A 17,513-nucleotide genomic window follows, 5' to 3' on the forward strand; every position below is an offset into this window, starting at 1 on the left:
GACGAGGAGGTGTAGCCGTGTCCTACAAATTATATCCGTACCAGGAACAGATCCTGGTACAAGTCAGAAAATCTTTTGATGAAGGGAAGCGGCGTTTGCTGATTGTCTCGGCTGCCGGTTCGGGGAAGTCCGTAATGATTGCGCACCTAGTGCATGAGTACGCTGAACGGGGGCAACATGTGCTGTTCATGGTGCACAAACGCGAACTGTTGGATCAGATTCGAGGCAGCATGGATGCTGAAGGTATTCCTCCTGAGTTAGTAACGGTCATGTCAGTGCTGAAGGTTAGCCATCGACTGACGAAGATTCAGGCCCCCGCGTTGTTAATCACAGATGAAGCTCATCATGGTAAGGCTAAGTCGTACATGAATGTGTACGACTATTTTAGTGATGTTCCGCGAATTGGGTTCACTGCCACGCCAGTACGGCTTAATGGTGAAGGCTTTAGTGATGTGTATGACGCCATCATCGAGGGCCCAACCGTTGAGTGGCTCGTGCATAACCATTTCTTGGCTCCCTTCAAGTATTACTCACTACCGCTGATTGATCGCGGCAAGCTCAAAAATGAACGTGGTGAGTACACGAACCAGTCAATTAGTATGGCTCTAGCCCAGACACGGACCGTGTTCGGTAGTGTCGTGGATACGTACCGCAACAAGGCCGACGGTCAGCAAGCCATTATGTATGCGCATAATGTCGAGTATTCGCAGCGGTACGCCAAGATGTTCAGTGATGCCGGGATTCCAGCAATCCACGTCGATGCAAAGACGCCACAAGCTGAACGAGACAGGATTATGAGTGGGTTCCGCGAGCACAAGTATCGCGTGTTGTGCAATGTGGATCTCGTGAGCGAAGGATTCGACGTGCCTGATTGCAATACAGTGATCCTTCTACGACCCACGCAGTCGCTGACGCTGTTCGTGCAGCAGTCAATGCGCGGGATGCGATACCGGCCCGGCAAAACGTCAATCATTATTGACCATGTAGGTAACTACCTATTGCACGGTCTTCCGGATACCGCCCACGCCTGGAACCTAGACGGACTGAAGGAGTATGACGAGCCAAAGGCGGATACCTGCAGGCGATGCATGGCGGTAGTGGAGCAGTGGGAATACCAAGAACTAGAAGAGGGCAAGTACCGGATCTGTCCATACTGTGGGTGTCGGAAACTAATTAAGCCGGTGGTGCCGCCGGAGCCACGAAATGAGTCTATGACTGAAAATGACGACGTTGAGCTGGAAGAGGTCGATCAAGATGAGTTCCGGATGTTGGAACTCAGAAGCCTAGCTAAACGGCAACATAAGCTCTACGCGAAGCGCCTGCTGTACATTGCACAGATCTTCGTTGCCCGTAATCGGGTGGCAGAGCATGACGGGAAGAAGCTCCCGTATCACTATCCGGTTTTCTTTGCCGCGCGGCAATACGCTGAGCTTAACAAGAACGCACGAATGAACGATCCAAGATTGAAATACGATATTAAAGCGTTGGCTGATACGTTCGGCTATGAGTATCACTTTGATGCTGATGGCATGACTAGATATTTGGCCAAGCTGATTCATAAGCAGTAGCCGCAAAGGATTATGCGGGTTCGATTCCTGCAGGCGGCGTTGGCGTTTAGCCACAATATATGGACTTTCGGTGCGGTGAACCGGGGTCAACCGATTGGAGGTATATCAACCGCTCCCGTGACAGGGATTGAAATATATGGAGGTAATTAGGATGGCGAACCTACACGGTATCGAAATCCCTGAGAGTGTTCTGGTGCAAAAACAGTTGCCCTCACATACTGCGGGACATAACGGCGTTTCGGTTGAAGAAATAAGCCTGCTAGTTCGCGCGAAGTACGTGGGTAAGCAGTATCTGGTTGCCAGCAACTTTGTTCCTGGACGCATGATTAGGGTAGTGAGCGAGGATCGTAAGCATCAGCTACTACTAGAGGTGCACCGGTGCCAGGTGACGACTCGGGGGGATTTACACATACAAGCATACAAGGTACAAGGATACCCAGAAAGCTGGGTGAAAGGAGGTGATAAGGATGACCGGACTTAATTTAACAACCAAGCCAAGTGAAGTTGTGCCCCGCCCGTTTATGCGCGTGCTGCATAGTGACGATAACTCAATCACGGTGCTCATTCGCCGTGAAAACCTGGAACGCAAGCCGAGCCAGTTAGCGGGTGTGTCGCTATACGTGCTAGCGCGTAAGGGCTGGAAACTCTACCCGCCACGGACCAAACTAGGTGTGGTCACAGAGGTCCATCCAGTGTCCAAGCGCGGATTGTCTATCACGGTTGATCGCTGGGCGGAATAAGAGCGGCGGTACGCAGCGTCACAATCAATATTAATAGCAACTACATAGAGGGTCGGCGAATGCCGGCCTTTTTGCGTTGCTGAAGGAGGAACAAGGATGGCAGTAAAGAAAAAGCCCAGGACGCGGCAGGATGAGAGTCGCGAACTACTGACAGCGGTGCTCAAGCTGAAGGGCGTGACGTACGAGGATTGGCTGGATCAGCAGGTGCAAGCAGAGATTGAAGCGAACACCGAACTGATTGTTAAAGCTCTACTCGCACGAAGCAGTGAAGTTAAGGAGGAAACGGAATAATGGACGGTATTGTTAATGCATTTAATCAGGCAATGACGTGGATGCTGGCGATTGGGCTGCCCGCGTTTGGTGTGTTTTTCGGTGTCAGAGCCTTTCAGCTGATGAAGGGCGGTCGTGATGATGTTGAAGGCGCGAAAAAGGGTATGGAGCACGCGGTAATTGGCGCAATCCTACTGATTGGCGCAAAGGCGCTCACGTCATACGTTTGGACTAAAATTCATTTCTAGCTTGGGGGCGATTACTGATGTACGTCGAGTTCGATGCAAAGCGGCGGTTGAAGCGCATGTTGCCCAAGAAGCATTTCTCATTGCATGATGCCCAGGCGCAGGTAGTTGAAGCGGAGCGAGTGGCCCGGCAACAGGGCTGGCAGGACGAGGCGCTAATTAATCTGTGTGAAGACAGTGGCGCGTTGGTTTATTCCGAAGTGCTGGAGTTTGGCCACGACTACACGTACCTCAGTAATTTGCAACTGATTGTGCAGCATTCATTCGACACGGTTTTGAAAGATGCTGCAACAGAAGAGGAAAAGGCTGCGTTGCAGAAGCAAATCCGTGATGCGATTGAAGCTGAGAATGCGCCCAAAGGTGATCCTGTTCCAGCAGAACCAGATGAGTACGTGGAACCGCAGGAAGTGGTGCTGCAGGCGGCACATACGCCGGTGGCTAAGAAAAAAGAGCATAAGCCAAGACGTAGCTGGCACTTGCCACGATTCCATTTACCCCACATTGTCCTGCCGCACGTTCCCGTAAAAGCTATTGGTACTGTATTAGCGACGCTAGTTGTTGCTGCGGCCTTGATCGGTATTGTGGTTTATGCCAAGACAAGACCAGCTCCCGCGCCACCGACCTATGCCACGCTCATTGAGAAAGGGAAGTATCTGCAGGCGGGAAATCTTTACCCGGATAAGCGCGCCGCGATTGAGAACAAGCTAGTGAAGAAGAATGAGGTATCCGACCTGAAGCGGTTTGTGGCCAAGTATCCTACTGCAGATGGCCGTTTTGATCTGGCGTTTATTTATAAGCAGTACGCGCGGGTCGTCACGGCTAGTCAGAAGGCCAGCATGACGAACACCCGAAAGGCCAAACTTGCGGTGGCGTACTACCAGGAGCGTCAGTATGATCAGGCGAAGCTACTCAACGAGCAGCTTGGCAGTCAACAGTTTAGCAAGCTCATTGCCTTGGGGTACGTGAGTGATGCTCAGTTTGATAAAGCTACCGCGCTCAATACGCAGCTGAAGGATCCAACCATCAGCAAAGCTATTGAAGTAGGAAAGAAGTACCAGGCAGCCATTGTCGAATATAAGAAGCAAGCGAGCGATTCGAAGCGCACCGCGGCTGAACGTGCCGAGGCTAAGCAGAATGTCGCGACCTTTGAACAGCAACTCAAATCATTTAGGAGGTAATCACGTGAATAACGAAGAAACACCGGAACCAAAGCGCAGCAACAAGCGCAAGTTCGCATACTTGTTTATTGCAGTCACGGTGTTAGGGACAGGCGTTGGCTTGTATAGCTGCTCGAAAGACAGCCAACCGCATCACGACAAGTCTAGTCTCAAAATGAACATCAAGTCGAAAAGCGTACGGAAGTCGGATAAGTCGTCCGGATTTGTTGAAAAGAAAGCTGATAAGACCAAAGACGACGCGACTAATGATGTGTTAAATGAGGCTCTTGGCAGCAGCAGTCAGTCCGGCCAGACCATCGACGATATTATCCAGACCGCACTCGGCGGCGATGGAGATACTGATAATGGATTGGCAGTTCTTGGTGGAGACCTGGACAATCAGCTCGCGGCGGCTGACGCGCTGCTTACTAGTGGCAAGACCAACAAACTCGTTGCATTAGCGGATCAGGCTGTTAAGGAAGATACACCCACTACTGATACGAGCATCGTTGACACGAACACAAATGCAACGCCAGACGGCGACGGCAACACTGGTTCTAACGGGGGCACCACTGGTACACCAGATGATGGTGGTAACACCGGCTCTGGTACGGATACACCGGTCACGCCACCAATTAGTGGTAACACCAACATGCGACCAATCTTGCAAGTGCCAGGGAATAAGACCGTCGTTGCCGGGTCCGCATTTGACCCATTTGATGGTGTTAATGCGTATGACGCGGAAGACGGGGACCTGAACGGTGGCGTCGTTGTCGACGGCAAGCTCGACACGGACAAGCCAGGAACCTACAACCTGACTTACTCAGTCTTTGATTCGCAGGGACGTGAGGTCATGGCTAGCCGGACGATTACCGTCATCAACACCGCGCCAACGCTGGGGAATAGTTCTAGCAACCAGATTGATATTGGTTCAGATTTTGATCCAATGGCGGGTATTAAGTCCAATGACAAACAGGACGGTAACCTGACCGACAAGGTCAAGGTTACTGGCAGCGTAGATACCAGCAAAGCGGGTACTTACGAACTAACCTACACGGTCACGGATACCAATGGCACGACCAGCACTTTACACCGAAAAGTTACGGTAGCCATCAAGGACGCTGAGTTCTCTGGGGTTTCTGACACTACGATTGAAGCAGGCACGTCTTTTGATGCAAATGAGGGTGTGAGCGTCGCTGATAAGTACGACGAAACCAATACCGCGTTCAGTGTAGATGGCACCATTAATCCGGCAAAGTTGGGCAAGCAGGCTCTGACCTACAGCCACACCGATAAGTGGGGTCACACGACCAGTGCTACGCGGACAATCACGGTAACACCTGAGAAGCCAGAACTGACCGTTGATGATTTCACGGTTGCGGTGGGAGCTGACGCTGCTCTGCATAGCCATGCGACGGCAACCTCTAAGCACGGTGACGCTACGGTTACCACGACCGGGGACGTCGATACGACTCAACCAGGCAGTTACGAAGTCAAGTTTACGGCCACTGACAAGTTCAAGCAGACGGTCACCAAGACGGTCACCGTAACTGTAGAATAATTAGGCTAGGCCCGGAGCGTTCATACGTTTCGGGTTTTTTTTGTAAGGAGTGCATACATGAACACAATCAACCAGGTTGAGATCCAAGGCACTATCATCCATGCCGTGCAGTTAAAGCAGCGCAATGGCTACACAACGCTCTCGACGATTATGGAGTGGCGACAAAGCTACCGAAGTCAGGGCAAGGAGAAGGTTCAGCAGGCGGTAGTGCCGCTGAGCTTTTTTGGTGACGTCGCGACGGCTTTTGCTCAGCAGGTCAGCACTGGCGATGAGGTGCTGATCAAGGGGAAGTTTGACAGTTACACAATGACGTCCTTTGACGGCAATACGATGAATCACTATCAGGTGCGTGTTGAGAGTTTCGTAAACCTATCGGGGCACCCGAGCTTTGGTATGGGTACGGGGCAGGCCGCGAACTCGCAGCCAGAAGTCGGCGGCGTTGGAAACTATGACGACGCTGATTTACCGCCGGAGCCACCAGCTGAAGGAGCTGTACCCGGCGGCCAGATGAATGACCCAAACTTTGAGCAGACGGCTAAGAATGCCTACCGCTCACTTGGTGACTTTGAAGATCAAGGAGGTTACTGATGGATGAACTAGTTGTGATTTCGCAGTGCGAGCAGAACGTCGTCAAAGGCGTTATCGTCAGCACCGGTGAAAATGTGCAGCAGACGGTGGATTGGGGCGTTGCCCTCACCGTACAGGGTTTGCTCAAGCAAATTGATGAGGAAACTGAAGCCAGCGAGTTCGATACGCTGATGATTCGCAAGGAGGATTGGGATAATGGCCACCTACAAAAAGTCGTATAGCGCAGAAGAGAAGAAGCAGCGTGCCGAGAAGGCCGCTAAGGAACTTGATGAAGTGACTAAGAAGGCCATGCCGCTAATTCGGATGGATCAACGGACTCCCGAACAGCGTATTGAGATGTTGGACTTTATGAGCAAAATGTACCATTACTCACCGACCAACATGGCGATGATCAAGTCACAGTATGAGGGGGCGTTGTTTGTCGGATCCTTTGCGAGCTGGAAGGCTAAGGGATTCCCGGTGGCGTCCGGCCAGCACGGCGAAATGATTCGTGTGTATACACCAATTAAGTACCGCAAGGAACCGAATGGACAGCGGACTCCGTTTTCGCGGCTTTCTCAGGCTGAACGAGCGGCAGCCATTGCGAACAAGGCGGTAGATGAGGTGCCATTCTACGGTCGGGGCTATGTATTTGATATTACTCAAACCAAGGCTGAACCAAAGGACTACCCGAAGCTCTACCCGAACCGCCCGTTTGACATGCACGCGGATAATCCTGAAGAGGTGAAAGTCGTTAAGAAGACGCTGCAGCAGGAGATCCAGAACATGGGGATTAAGCTGCTCAAGGAAAGTGAGTATCCTGATAGCCTGGGCGCAGCCAAAGGGGTTACCTTGTATGGCCCACAGAACAAGCCGTTTGCCATTGTCATGAGTGACCGGGTTAATGACGCCGAGTACACGGCAACTTTGATCCATGAGTTAGCCCACGCCAAGTTGCACAGCGCCGAGGGCATGGGCACGTCGAAATTCTGGTCTAACCAGAAAATCAGCGACAAGGATGTGCGCGGGCTGAAGGAGCTGCAGGCTGAGCTCACTAGCTATGTTGTGGCAAAGGGTGTCGGTATCGACACGACCGAGCGAGCCATGCCGTACATCCATGACTGGACTAAGGGTATTGACCTGGATAGTAAAGGCAATGACGATTTTCAAGTGGAACTGCTCAATGACGTCCAGGGCGTCTCCAAAGGTTTGCTCTCTAAAATAGATGACAACCTGAGCGTCAGTAGGGGGCAAACGCAGACCCAAACGGCAGCCAAGAACACAGTTAAGAGTGCGGGCCGCGCAGCTGCGGTAAATTCCGCAAGAGGAATGGGGCGGGCGTGATTGAAAGCAATACTAACAGTAAGCAGTCTATCCGCGCGCAACCTGGATGCACGGGTCAATGCGAAGATTCGCCTGATTACCAGTGCGAGCAACGAGTACCACGTGACGGACGTGCAGTGCACTGGTGGGTTAATCAAGACAGCCACCATTGTTTGCGATATGCCCGCCAACTACCAGCAGCATGTTAGTCGCTGGCAAAGGCTACTGCAGGTACTGCAGCTATTCGCGGCCGCGTACCTGGGCTACTCACTTTATCAGAGGCTGCCGAAAGGACTATTGCTCCCCAATGATTTGTTGCAGTTAGGCGAGCTTGTGCTCTTGGCGGCGGGAGTCGTGGTAGGCGTACTGGCCGTTGAGTCGATGTTTCCGAGCGAGGACACATTCAACTGGTGGATCTATGTGACGCTAGTAATCGTTGGTCTGCAAGTTTTTGGTACGGATGCGGTGGCCGCGGTGCCTAAGCTAATCGGTTTGGGATTGGTTGGGGCGGTGCTGTGGTTTGTCGCCCGGATGGCAGGACGACTAGTCAACCAGCACACGACGAAATTCGATGCAAAGAACCATCGCTTTAGGAGGTGAAAATTCAGATGGATGAAGAGTACAAGCCAAAACGTGAGTTTTTGGCCAACAAAAAGTTTCTGATTGTTTTGTGGGGGTCGGTGTTCATCCTGTTTGTGATGCTACTGAACTTGCTGTCACACGTGCCAGACCTTCTGCAGAGCAGCTACCTAAATCAGATGATTAATCCGGGTGACGGCACTGATGCAGCAGACATTCAAACTAAAGCGGTTGACGGCTTCTTCAAGGTGTCGCTAGTGGGGCTGTTTCGCCTCCGTAATTTCATTTTCCCGTCGCTTAGATACCCAATCCTACTGATTCCCTACTTCGCGATTCTCGCCTTTATTGGCTGGAAGGTATTCTGGAAGGCGTACAACATGCGGCGCGCGTTCGAGAGCTTGAACCATGGCGCTAAAGGGACGGCTCGGTTTGCGAAGATTGAGGAGCTAGTGCAAGACAGTGTTGCGATTCCCGTCAATGGGCAGGATTATGAGGGACCATCGGGGATTCCGCAAATTCACCTGACGAAGACAGCGATGCACAAATACAACCCGCATGTGGTGCCGTTTACCAAGATTCGGGAAACTCAGTCACGCACGATACGGATGCCACGAATTGCCCAAAGCACCGCAGAACGGGCGTTGCGAGTCGTCAAGAAGGCGTCAGGCGTGGAGTCTCTTCAGGGCGATTATCGAAGTTTCCCCGACGATGACGACTTCAAGTGGGGCGTGGATCTGGTTGATACGGAGAACAAGAACGCAGCCATCGATGCCGGGACCCAATCTGGTAAGACTCAAATCTTCACATATCGCGTGTTAGATTACATCATGCGGGCCTCCGTCAAGGACTCTATCATCATTCCCGACGTTAAGGGGGATATGGTACGCAACACCAAGGCCGAATTCGAGGCGCACGGGTACGATGTAAAGGTGCTCAACCTGGTTACGACTGAGTACTCCATTGCCTATAATCCACTTGAGCTGGTTAAGCAAGCCTACTGGAAAGGCGATTATGACAACGCGGCCAAGTTGGCCAACACCTTCTCGTTCTCCTTGTTCCATAATCCCAACGCCAAGGAGCCGATGTGGGAAGAGGCGTCCATCGCCCTGGTTAATGCTCTAATCTTGGCAGTCTGCATGGTCTGCAAGAAGCGTGACACTCCTGAACGGGTGACCATGTACACTCTGTCGCTAATGCTGAACGAACTTGGTGCGAACCCGGATGAGAATGGGGACACGGCGCTGGACCGATTCTTTGCCAGCATGAGCCCCACAGAACCCGCGAAGCTGCAGTACGGGACAATCAACTTCTCGCAGGGGATTACCCGGAGCGGGATCTACACCGGGACCATGGGGAAGCTGAAGGACTACCTGTTGAGCGACGTCGGGAAGATGACCGCGCAAAACGACATCGACTTCAAGGATTTGGCATTTGGTGACACACCGATTGCGCTGTTCATTGTGTACCCCGACTACGACGACTCGTATGGGACGCTGGTGGCCACGCTGATTTCGCAGGCAATGTATGTGCTGTCTAAGGAAGCAACACTGTCCGCCAATTCAAAGCTGCCACGGCGCGTGAAGCTGATTGGTGAAGAAATTGCCAATATCGCGGCGATTGATGGGCTGTCTCGGTACATGAACGTTGGTGTTGGCCGAGGGATTCTTGTCTATTTGATTTTTCAGTCAATCGCACAGCTAGAAGACAAGTACGGCAAGGACGTCGCTAAAGCACTGCTCTCGGCATGTGGTTACAAGTATGACGTGTTCGCTGATGACAAAGACGACGCCAACTACTTCTCCGCGTTGCTGGGCAAGAAGACGATCATTGCACCGTCACGGCACGGGGCCCCGATGGACGTCGATAAGTCGTTTGGTGAATCGCAAGATAGCCGTGATTTGATGACGCCGGATGAACTGAGTCGAATGATGGAAGGCGAATGGGTCGTCATTCGTAACAAACAGCGGCACTCGCTGGACGGAACCAAAATCGTTCCGTGGCCAATACATGCGACGCTGGAAGATGGTACTGAGATGCCGTTCACCTACGAATATTTGAGCAATCGTTTCTATCACCCGCAGACGTTCGAGGAACTCGCAAACGGCAAGAAGTCGCCACACGCGAATATTGACCTTGAAGACCTACAGCTGAAGATTGAAGTGCGGGTTACGCCACCACAAGTTGAAGGCGAAAATCCAACCACAACAATCTTGGTTGATGGGCAACAGATGGATCTCACTTCGTCCGAGGTTGAGCACGTTGAACGGCATGCACGCTTTGACGCCGCCGCTCGGCGCGCTGCCGGGCAAGACAATAGGGGGCAGGAAGCTGAGGCAGAACCAGCGGCCAGTGCGCCTGCTACATCTCCTTCAGAACCTGAAAGTGGTCATGAAGAAAGCCCTGAAGAGGCAGCCAAGCGGAAGCGAGCGGCATTTAGTGATTTTCTCCGGGGTCGGCGCGACGCTGAGGTTAGTTTTGATGATGGTGATTTCCGAGACCCGACTGTTGTCTACCCAATTAAAGAGGTCCTCACGCAGTCGCAGATTAAGGCGCTGGAAGCCATCATTCAGGATACTACCAGCAGTGAGTGGCGCTACTACTGCGAGATTACATCCATGCAGCAGCTGGTCAACTGGATCAATGAGCACCAGGGACAAGAATTCTACCGTCGGACCCAGTTCGTGATTAAACGCTTTGAAGAATACAAGAAGGAAGAAGGTGACAAGTAGTGTCTAACGCAGACGTTATTAAGTACCTCCAAAATTTCAGCGACTATCTGCACGTCAACGGATTCCTCTCGGACACGTTCCGGTCGATTGGCTGGTGGATTGTCCAGCAGTGCATTAACCTCATGACCATGCTGACGGCAGCTTACACTAAGGTCTACTCGCTGATGGACTTCTGGCAGTATCAGGCGGTACAGGATTTCATCAGCAAATATAAACCAGCAGCGATTGCCGTGACGGCGGTGGCAGTAGCATGGGTCGGCATGATGATGATTTGGCGGCCGAAAAGTGACGTTAAGCAGAAGTTCAGCAACCTCCTCGTCGCAATGATGATGGTCGGGGGGCTGACCGGCAGCTTGACCTTGCTGACGAAAATCTCCACCGCCGCGGCTGTTTCTACTATTAATAACATTCCGGCATCGGTACAGCTTGTGCGGGGGAACGTAACTGATTTGTACAAGCTAGACAGTGCAGGTTGGAAGACCAAGAATAATAAGCCCGTCATGCCAAAGTTAACGGTAGATGTGACTAAAGCCGCAGACGTTAAGAAGATTGATATTAACGAGACGGTGGATACCGGTGACATATTCTCGGGTCCGCAGGTGTCGGACAAGGGTGCAGGGTTTCTGACTAAGCGGCTAACCTACAAGGACGGGAAGGCCGCAACTAAGAACATGAAGACGTGGTTTGGGAAAGACTCGTACTACTACCGGTACGACTTCCATCCGTTTCTGCTGATTATTGGGGTCGGGGCCACGGCTATGGCAATTCTGTTCTCCATCGTGAAGGTGATTATGCTGGAGAACGAAATTGGCTTTCTGGGAGTGTTTGGGTCGCTGACTGCAATGGCAGACCTCGACTCCGGCAAGCGTAACCTCATGATTGTCAAGAAGCTACGTGACACATTTGTGGTGATTGCGGTTCAGACCATTATCGTCAAGATGTTTACGTTCTGGATTACGTTTGTGACAGCAAAGAATCCCGGGCCTCTACTTACGACACTCGCCTTTATCGGGGGTGCCTTTTTTGTACTAAATGGGCCGAATGCAGTAGTGGCGCTGTTTGAGATTGACGCCGGTGTTGGCAGTATCAGTCAGAGCCTGATGGCGCTAGGCGGAATTACTCGGATGGGGAGCAGTCTCACCCACTCGTCCTCCAGCATCGCACACGCGGGGAAGAACCTTGCCAGCAAGACTGCACAAGGTGGTGCCGCAGGTGTCGGCGCATTAGCGGGTCTGGGCAAAGGACTGGCTAGCGGTGCCCCTAAAGCTCCTGAACTAGATCCAAAGGGTGGTGCTGGTGACCCGACAGGAAAGGGAACCAAGCCAGCACTGAATGATGGTCAAAAGCCAGATGGAAAGAAGCCTGCAGAGCCTGATGTTAGCGACAATCCTGGTGGGACTGGAGTTGGTTCAGATACTGGTGGGCCGGATGCTCCAGATCTCGACGATGGGGTTCCGCCAACACCAGCACTAGATGATGGTGCTGCAGGACAACCAACAGCACCGGATCTAGACGGGCCCGATGCTGGAACACCGTCAGCCCCTGAACTTAATGACTTGGGCAACGGTGCTCCCGAGTCGGCAGGGCCAACGGCACCGGGTATTGAAGATGGTCCTTCTAGTGGGACTGTGAAGCCGATTAATGGCGGCGTACAGATACTAACGGTCGGAGAAACAAGCAAGCCCGATGCTGGTACTGAACCTGCGCCGAATACTGGTGAGCATAGCCAGGGCGCTGTAGGCAGTGGCCCACAGACAGAACCAGAACGGTTGGCTGAGGCAACACCAACACAAGGTGCCGGTAAGGTTAACGCGCGGGTAGATGCCCCAACACCATCAACTATTGGTGGCGCGCTGAAGAAGCGGTTTGCCGAAATTCCAACCGTTAAAGCGGCTAACCGTGGCTTTGAATTAGGCCGAGGAACAGGGGCAGCAATGCGTGAGAAGCGCCTTGGGAAAGGACCGAAAGACTAATGCAAGTAACATACTCTAAACGAATCATTGTTAAGACTCAGTATAGCGACAAGTTCACGCTGAAGGATGTCATGATCATTGGTGGTATTGGGTTTGGTGTTGGCTTTGTGACCTTCCTCCTATTCCCCACGCTGATGGCAATACTGGAAACCGGTGGTGTTGTGGCTATTGCGTATTTCCTGTTACAGCCATCCGGGGTTCCGGAACGTAAGAACTATCAGACCTTAGTGCAGATACTGAGGAAACCTTCACGGGTTTACCGAGCAGTCGATGTACCTAAGAACGCTGTCGTATTCAAAAGGAAGTGACTTAGATGGCCGCATTAAATGCAGCAGCCGCGCGCCAAGAGGAGCGCAAAGAGAAGAACCAATCGTGGCGGGAACGTCGAAATTCAACCAGAGCAATCTATCCAGTCCGCGGAATTACTGAGAATGGTTATATCGAGCTGGTGAACTCGCGGTTCACAATCTACGCCGAAATTTTCCAGCCACGCACGTATGACCTGGATGAACTAACGACTGATGATGCCGATGCGCTGGAAGCCCGAGCATGGGCCACGCATTTGGCCTACACGGGGTCGATTAAGGAGATCTTTCAGTCTTTCCCCGAGAACAATCAGAAGCAGCAGCAGTATTTTAAACGATTGATTGAGCGGACCTCGTCGCCCACGTTGTTGGAGATGCAGGAGCGAGAGTTGAATCGCCTGAAGCAGCTGGAGAAGACTTATCGAAAGCTGAGTAGTTGGATTTGGGTCTTTGGCGATACTGAAACTGAGCTTGAATCGAACGCAGACACGTTCCGTAAGTCCGCTGATGTGTACGGGCTACAAGAAATCACCGTGGCAGAAAAGAAGATGATGCTCCATCTTATGAATAATCCGGAGGTGACTTACGTTGAAGCAGAATGAACGTGAAATGGTAAACGAGGGGTTCGTAGCGGACACACAGCCAGACGGTGGTATTAGCACGAAGAACGATCAGTATCTGAAGACCGGTGCGTTATACAGTACCTGCGTTCACGTGTACGATATTCCGTCACAGTTTTCCGACTTTTGGCTAATGAAGTTCACCCGAATTCCCGACGTGACAGTGGTGGTGGATACGGTGCAGCGGAACAACACCAACTACCAAGAGAATATCACCAAGGCCGTCGATGAACTGACGCGGCAACGAAATGAAGCCAAGTCGCAGACTAATTATGATGCAATCAACGAAGAAATTATGCCGCTACGTGAACTGTCACTGGCTCTTCGGAAGAATGGGGAAATCATCAAGCCTCTGTATCTACGGATATATTGCTACGGGGTTACGCTGGATCAGCTGGAACGCAAGGTCAATGAAGTGCTCACTCGTGTTCGTAATGAAGGGTTTAAGGCTACGGTCTTTCTGGCAGAGAACGTCGATGAATACAAGTCCATGTTCTTGCCAGCAAGTGAACAGGACAAGCTATCGAGTCACCGGGAAGGCATTCCGCTTTCCGGTCAGATTATTGGGTTGGGATTCGCGCACAATCAGACGTCGCTCACCGATCCTTTCGGTTCCTACTTCGGCTACACTCAAACCAGTGGACTGGTATACTGGGACCTCTTCCATGTTGATAAGCAGCGCACGTACTACAATCTGTTTTTGACCGGTGACCTGGGCTCTGGTAAGTCTACGACGCTGAAGAAGGTCGTCTTGGAACGCGCATTGCGCGGCGACCTGGTGCGAGTATTTGACCGTGTTGGTGAATTTAGCGGATTAGCGCGGAAGTTCAATGGGCAAATTGTTCAGCTTGACGGCTCCAATGGAATCATCAACATGTTCCAGATCTTTGCAACGGTATTTAACGAGAAGACTGGTGACGTCGATGAAGCTGGGAGCTACAAGAACCACCTGAAGGACTTGAGCACTAAGTACCGGCTGTTTGATCCGCAAGCAACAGCGCGGACGGCAGGACGGTTCAGTGCGTTGTGTGATGAATACTATCGGGCGCACGGGTACCTTGAGCATCCTACTCAGTTCGATGCTGAAGAGTATCCGGTGCTAAGCGACATCATCGAATACTTGCGGAAGATTATTGGTTCAGAGGAACGGGCTGAGTATAGGCGTGAGTACGAAACGATTTCGATGGCACTGGAGAGTCTGCAGCAGCAGAATGGTGACTTGTTCGACGGCTACACGACGTTGCCCAACCTCGACGACGTACAGTTCGTTTCCTACGACCTGCACGCACTTGAAACCTTGGATGAGCCAATTCAAAACCTCCAGATCTACAATGCGATGAACGCAACCTACACGGTATGTATCCGTCAGGGACGTGAACAGATGCGGCTCTACAACGAGCACAAGATTACGCTTGAAGAGGTGCGGCACTTCCTGTGGGTGGCCGACGAATGTCACACGATTATCAATATTCAGAATGCGGACGTGGCCGAATGGTTCGTGCGCATCATGTCTGAAGACCGAAAGTTCTTCGGTTCGGTGGCTTTGGCCACGCAACGGATGGAGCGCATGTTTCCGAGTGGATCCAACGCGCAGGACAAGGAGACCGTGCGCGCTATCAACGCCATCAATCAGATCTACACGCTTTGCCAATACAAGATTGTGTTGCGGCATGATATTTCCACCATCGGAACCCCGGACGCGCCGAGCGTCATCCGGCGAATGTTCGGAACGATTCTCACTGAAGGTGAGTTCCAACGGATTCCATACTTCGACAAAGGGGAAGCGGAACTACTGATTGGGGCAGAGAAGCTGCACATGCACTTCCACGTTACCGACTACGAACTAGAGCTCTTCGGTGGTGGTGCCTGATATGGACGAGCAGCAGCAGAATAGTCAACAGCAGAATGGACTACTAGCACGAGGAATGGCGGCTGGTGGCAAGGCCGTTGCTCGCTTGCTGCGGTGGATCCTATCACTACTAGTTTCATGGCTTGGTGTTGGTTTAACTTGCGGGTTAATTCTGATTTCACTCATGGCCGTGTTCTTTGGCGCGGTTCTCAGCAATGACGATGGTGGTTCGTCAGATAACTTCATCGTCGTTGCTGGCGAGTGGAACATGACCAGTCAGGGTTACGACCAAGCAAAGTTTGAGGCGGCTTGGAAGAAGTATTTCAGTCGCGGCGTGTTAGCTGATTCGATCGGTGACACGATTTCGACGGCGAAGAAGTACCAGGTTAGTCCCGCACTGATTGCAGCGATTATGGGTAACGAGTCCGGTTGGGGGACGAGCCGCGCTATCCGGGAAAAGAACAACCCATCCGGACAAATGCGCGGGTCAACAATCCTCCCGTTCTCGTCTCTGTCGGCCGGCATCGATGCCACGGGCAAGACGTTGCACAATCTTATCTACAAGAACGGACTGACAACACTCGATCGTCTCGGGAGTGCGTATGCACCTGTTGGCGCCAGCAATGATCCCAACAACATGAATGCTGGGTGGATTCCTACCGTCCGTGGGTTCCTGACTACGTTTGGTTTTCTGAACACGGTTAGTGCCGGCGGCGGGGGCGGCGGTAGTGGTAAGATGCCAAGCATTGCCGCCACGCAGCTCGGTAACACCGGGGGCGACAAGTTCTGGTCATACATGGGTTTTAGTTCGCACGTCGAGTGGTGCGCCTGTTTTGTGTCTTGGGTAGCGCACCAAGCGGGTATGGACAATCAGATTCCCCACACCGCAAGTACAGTTGTCGGGGTAGCCTGGTTCAAGAAGCACAACGAATGGCACGCTCCCGATGGATACACTCCGAAGTCGGGTGACATCATCTACTACGACTGGACCGGAACCAGAAGCGGGGCAATGCACGTCGGGATTGTTGAATCTGCCGACACAAGCAAGGTATACACAATAGAAGGAAACACGAGCAACATGGTCGCACGGAAAGTACGCACACGTAGCTCGCGGGAAATTTTGGGCTATGGTAGCCCACGGTAAAGGAGACTTGTATGATGGAACATCACACGATTGTCTTGCAGTGGTCGGACGATATTGGGCCGGAAGAACTGCAGGCGGAAGTGAGTCAAATGATGAACAATATCAACGTCATGTACCCGAAGTCGCGCATGGCGATGTATGAACTTGACGCCTTGGGACAAAACAATTTGGAGACGGCGTTACCCGCTGTCGCTAAAAGTGTGCCCTGGGTTAAGCACGAAGATGGAGCGGAGGTTGAACAAAATTGAGAGTAGAAGTTGGAACAAAGGTCGCGATTGCGTGGGCTGCAGCAGCTACTATCGCGGCTGGAGGACTTGGCTACATGTACCTGCAGGAGAGTAGCGCAAGCGAACCAGTCACCAAGACGCGAGTGATCAAGCTCAAGGACGAGAGCAACTCAACGTCCACTACGAGCAAGACCAGCACAGTGAGTGGGGACGCGCTTGTTGCGCTTCAGCAGAAGCAGCACGACGCAATCATGCTGAAGAACGCCAAACAGTTCGCTAAGTTGTCCTACACCTACTACAAGGATTTGGACAAAAAGCGGTCTGATTATTTGAAGGTGGCCACGCTTGGTCAGACCGAGCGAATCATTCCGACAAACATGTCGGATGAGGAAAAAGAGAACAACACCTTCAGTCCATACACCACCCAGTGGCGATTGATGGAGGGCTATGTCCTTCCAGGTACCGGAACTAATCGTAAAGTGATGGTGCGGTTCACGTTCACGCTGGCTATGGATACGGAACATGAAGTCCACGATGTCGCTTACCTTTGCGAAATGAAGGGGACGAAGGTAAACACCTTCCGACAGTACACCGGTGAAGAAGAGAAGTACGTACCTGGTAAAACAGCGGATCAATAAGAAGAGGTGAGATGAACT

General features: G+C 52.1%; 18 protein-coding genes. All 18 read left to right on the forward strand.

All coding sequences use genetic code 11. The annotated features are described in order from the left end of the window. The first annotated feature begins 17 nt into the window (after window positions 1-17). Window positions 18-1,568 (forward strand): DEAD/DEAH box helicase, encoded by a 1,551-nt coding sequence (locus tag FC18_RS00090; RefSeq protein WP_054679294.1) that lies wholly within the window; start codon window positions 18-20, stop codon window positions 1,566-1,568. A 151-nt stretch (window positions 1,569-1,719) separates the two neighbouring features. After that, the gene (locus FC18_RS00095; RefSeq protein WP_054679297.1) at window positions 1,720-2,049 is read left to right on the forward strand and encodes a hypothetical protein; all 330 of its coding nucleotides are present in this window, start codon (window positions 1,720-1,722) and stop codon (window positions 2,047-2,049) included. Then, on the forward strand, window positions 2,036-2,308 hold the full coding sequence (locus FC18_RS00100) for a hypothetical protein (protein ID WP_054679299.1): 273 nt from the start codon (window positions 2,036-2,038) through the stop codon (window positions 2,306-2,308). Before FC18_RS00095 ends, FC18_RS00100 begins: the two co-directional genes overlap by 14 nt. Before the next feature lie 96 nt (window positions 2,309-2,404). Continuing rightward, window positions 2,405-2,599: a hypothetical protein gene (locus FC18_RS00105; RefSeq protein ID WP_054679303.1), complete on the forward strand. Its 195-nt coding sequence runs from the start codon at window positions 2,405-2,407 to the stop codon at window positions 2,597-2,599. Further along, window positions 2,599-2,826: a pilin gene (locus FC18_RS00110; protein WP_054679307.1), complete on the forward strand. Its 228-nt coding sequence runs from the start codon at window positions 2,599-2,601 to the stop codon at window positions 2,824-2,826. The genes FC18_RS00105 and FC18_RS00110 overlap by 1 nt, the downstream gene beginning before the upstream one ends. A 17-nt stretch (window positions 2,827-2,843) precedes the next feature. Beyond that, the gene (locus tag FC18_RS00115) at window positions 2,844-4,001 is read left to right on the forward strand and encodes a hypothetical protein (protein ID WP_056975261.1); all 1,158 of its coding nucleotides are present in this window, start codon (window positions 2,844-2,846) and stop codon (window positions 3,999-4,001) included. Between the two features lie 4 nt (window positions 4,002-4,005). Continuing rightward, complete coding sequence (locus FC18_RS00120) at window positions 4,006-5,541, forward strand: immunoglobulin-like domain-containing protein (protein WP_054679314.1); 1,536 nt, start codon at window positions 4,006-4,008, stop codon at window positions 5,539-5,541. Between the two features lie 57 nt (window positions 5,542-5,598). Next, a complete protein-coding gene (locus FC18_RS00125; RefSeq protein WP_054679318.1) occupies window positions 5,599-6,129 on the forward strand; it encodes a single-stranded DNA-binding protein in 531 nt (176 codons plus the stop codon). Further along, window positions 6,129-6,350 carry a hypothetical protein gene (locus FC18_RS00130; RefSeq protein ID WP_054679321.1) on the forward strand — a complete coding sequence of 74 codons (222 nt, stop codon included), beginning with the start codon at window positions 6,129-6,131 and terminating at the stop codon, window positions 6,348-6,350. The genes FC18_RS00125 and FC18_RS00130 overlap by 1 nt, the downstream gene beginning before the upstream one ends. Continuing rightward, window positions 6,325-7,452 carry an ArdC-like ssDNA-binding domain-containing protein gene (locus FC18_RS00135; protein WP_054679324.1) on the forward strand — a complete coding sequence of 376 codons (1,128 nt, stop codon included), beginning with the start codon at window positions 6,325-6,327 and terminating at the stop codon, window positions 7,450-7,452. The genes FC18_RS00130 and FC18_RS00135 overlap by 26 nt, the downstream gene beginning before the upstream one ends. Beyond that, complete coding sequence (locus FC18_RS00140; protein WP_056975262.1) at window positions 7,453-8,031, forward strand: hypothetical protein; 579 nt, start codon at window positions 7,453-7,455, stop codon at window positions 8,029-8,031. 8 nt (window positions 8,032-8,039) lie between these two features. Continuing rightward, window positions 8,040-10,739, forward strand: a complete 2,700-nt coding sequence (locus FC18_RS00145; protein WP_056975263.1) for a VirD4-like conjugal transfer protein, CD1115 family — start codon at window positions 8,040-8,042, stop codon at window positions 10,737-10,739. Then, the gene (locus tag FC18_RS00150) at window positions 10,739-12,712 is read left to right on the forward strand and encodes a pLS20_p028 family conjugation system transmembrane protein (protein WP_054679341.1); all 1,974 of its coding nucleotides are present in this window, start codon (window positions 10,739-10,741) and stop codon (window positions 12,710-12,712) included. The genes FC18_RS00145 and FC18_RS00150 overlap by 1 nt, the downstream gene beginning before the upstream one ends. Window positions 12,713-13,025: 313 nt before the next feature. Beyond that, entirely contained in the window at window positions 13,026-13,619 is a 594-nt protein-coding gene (locus tag FC18_RS00160; RefSeq protein ID WP_156300929.1) for a hypothetical protein, read from the forward strand. Continuing rightward, the gene (locus FC18_RS00165) at window positions 13,606-15,507 is read left to right on the forward strand and encodes a VirB4 family type IV secretion system protein (protein ID WP_225353730.1); all 1,902 of its coding nucleotides are present in this window, start codon (window positions 13,606-13,608) and stop codon (window positions 15,505-15,507) included. Before FC18_RS00160 ends, FC18_RS00165 begins: the two co-directional genes overlap by 14 nt. Before the next feature lies 1 nt (window position 15,508). After that, window positions 15,509-16,630 carry a CHAP domain-containing protein gene (locus tag FC18_RS12225; protein WP_054679348.1) on the forward strand — a complete coding sequence of 374 codons (1,122 nt, stop codon included), beginning with the start codon at window positions 15,509-15,511 and terminating at the stop codon, window positions 16,628-16,630. A gap of 11 nt (window positions 16,631-16,641) precedes the next feature. Continuing rightward, window positions 16,642-16,878, forward strand: coding sequence for a hypothetical protein (locus FC18_RS00175; RefSeq protein ID WP_054679352.1), 237 nt, complete (start codon window positions 16,642-16,644; stop codon window positions 16,876-16,878). Then, window positions 16,875-17,495, forward strand: a complete 621-nt coding sequence (locus FC18_RS00180; RefSeq protein ID WP_156300930.1) for a hypothetical protein — start codon at window positions 16,875-16,877, stop codon at window positions 17,493-17,495. Before FC18_RS00175 ends, FC18_RS00180 begins: the two co-directional genes overlap by 4 nt. Window positions 17,496-17,513 lie beyond the last annotated feature (18 nt).

This window comes from Lacticaseibacillus sharpeae JCM 1186 = DSM 20505 (assembly GCF_001436225.1).
Classification (GTDB): Bacteria; Bacillota; Bacilli; order Lactobacillales; family Lactobacillaceae; genus Lacticaseibacillus; species Lacticaseibacillus sharpeae.

Coding starts and splice junctions, on each gene's coding strand:
- FC18_RS00145 (WP_056975263.1), top strand. CDS start 8,040: ATGGATGAAGAGTACAAGCCAAAACGTGAGTTTTTGGCCAACAAAAAG.
- FC18_RS00110 (WP_054679307.1), top strand. CDS start 2,599: ATGGACGGTATTGTTAATGCATTTAATCAGGCAATGACGTGGATGCTG.
- FC18_RS00175 (WP_054679352.1), top strand. CDS start 16,642: ATGATGGAACATCACACGATTGTCTTGCAGTGGTCGGACGATATTGGG.
- FC18_RS00160 (WP_156300929.1), top strand. CDS start 13,026: ATGGCCGCATTAAATGCAGCAGCCGCGCGCCAAGAGGAGCGCAAAGAG.
- FC18_RS00115 (WP_056975261.1), top strand. CDS start 2,844: ATGTACGTCGAGTTCGATGCAAAGCGGCGGTTGAAGCGCATGTTGCCC.
- FC18_RS00095 (WP_054679297.1), top strand. CDS start 1,720: ATGGCGAACCTACACGGTATCGAAATCCCTGAGAGTGTTCTGGTGCAA.
- FC18_RS00135 (WP_054679324.1), top strand. CDS start 6,325: ATGGCCACCTACAAAAAGTCGTATAGCGCAGAAGAGAAGAAGCAGCGT.
- FC18_RS12225 (WP_054679348.1), top strand. CDS start 15,509: ATGGACGAGCAGCAGCAGAATAGTCAACAGCAGAATGGACTACTAGCA.
- FC18_RS00105 (WP_054679303.1), top strand. CDS start 2,405: ATGGCAGTAAAGAAAAAGCCCAGGACGCGGCAGGATGAGAGTCGCGAA.
- FC18_RS00125 (WP_054679318.1), top strand. CDS start 5,599: ATGAACACAATCAACCAGGTTGAGATCCAAGGCACTATCATCCATGCC.
- FC18_RS00100 (WP_054679299.1), top strand. CDS start 2,036: ATGACCGGACTTAATTTAACAACCAAGCCAAGTGAAGTTGTGCCCCGC.
- FC18_RS00130 (WP_054679321.1), top strand. CDS start 6,129: ATGGATGAACTAGTTGTGATTTCGCAGTGCGAGCAGAACGTCGTCAAA.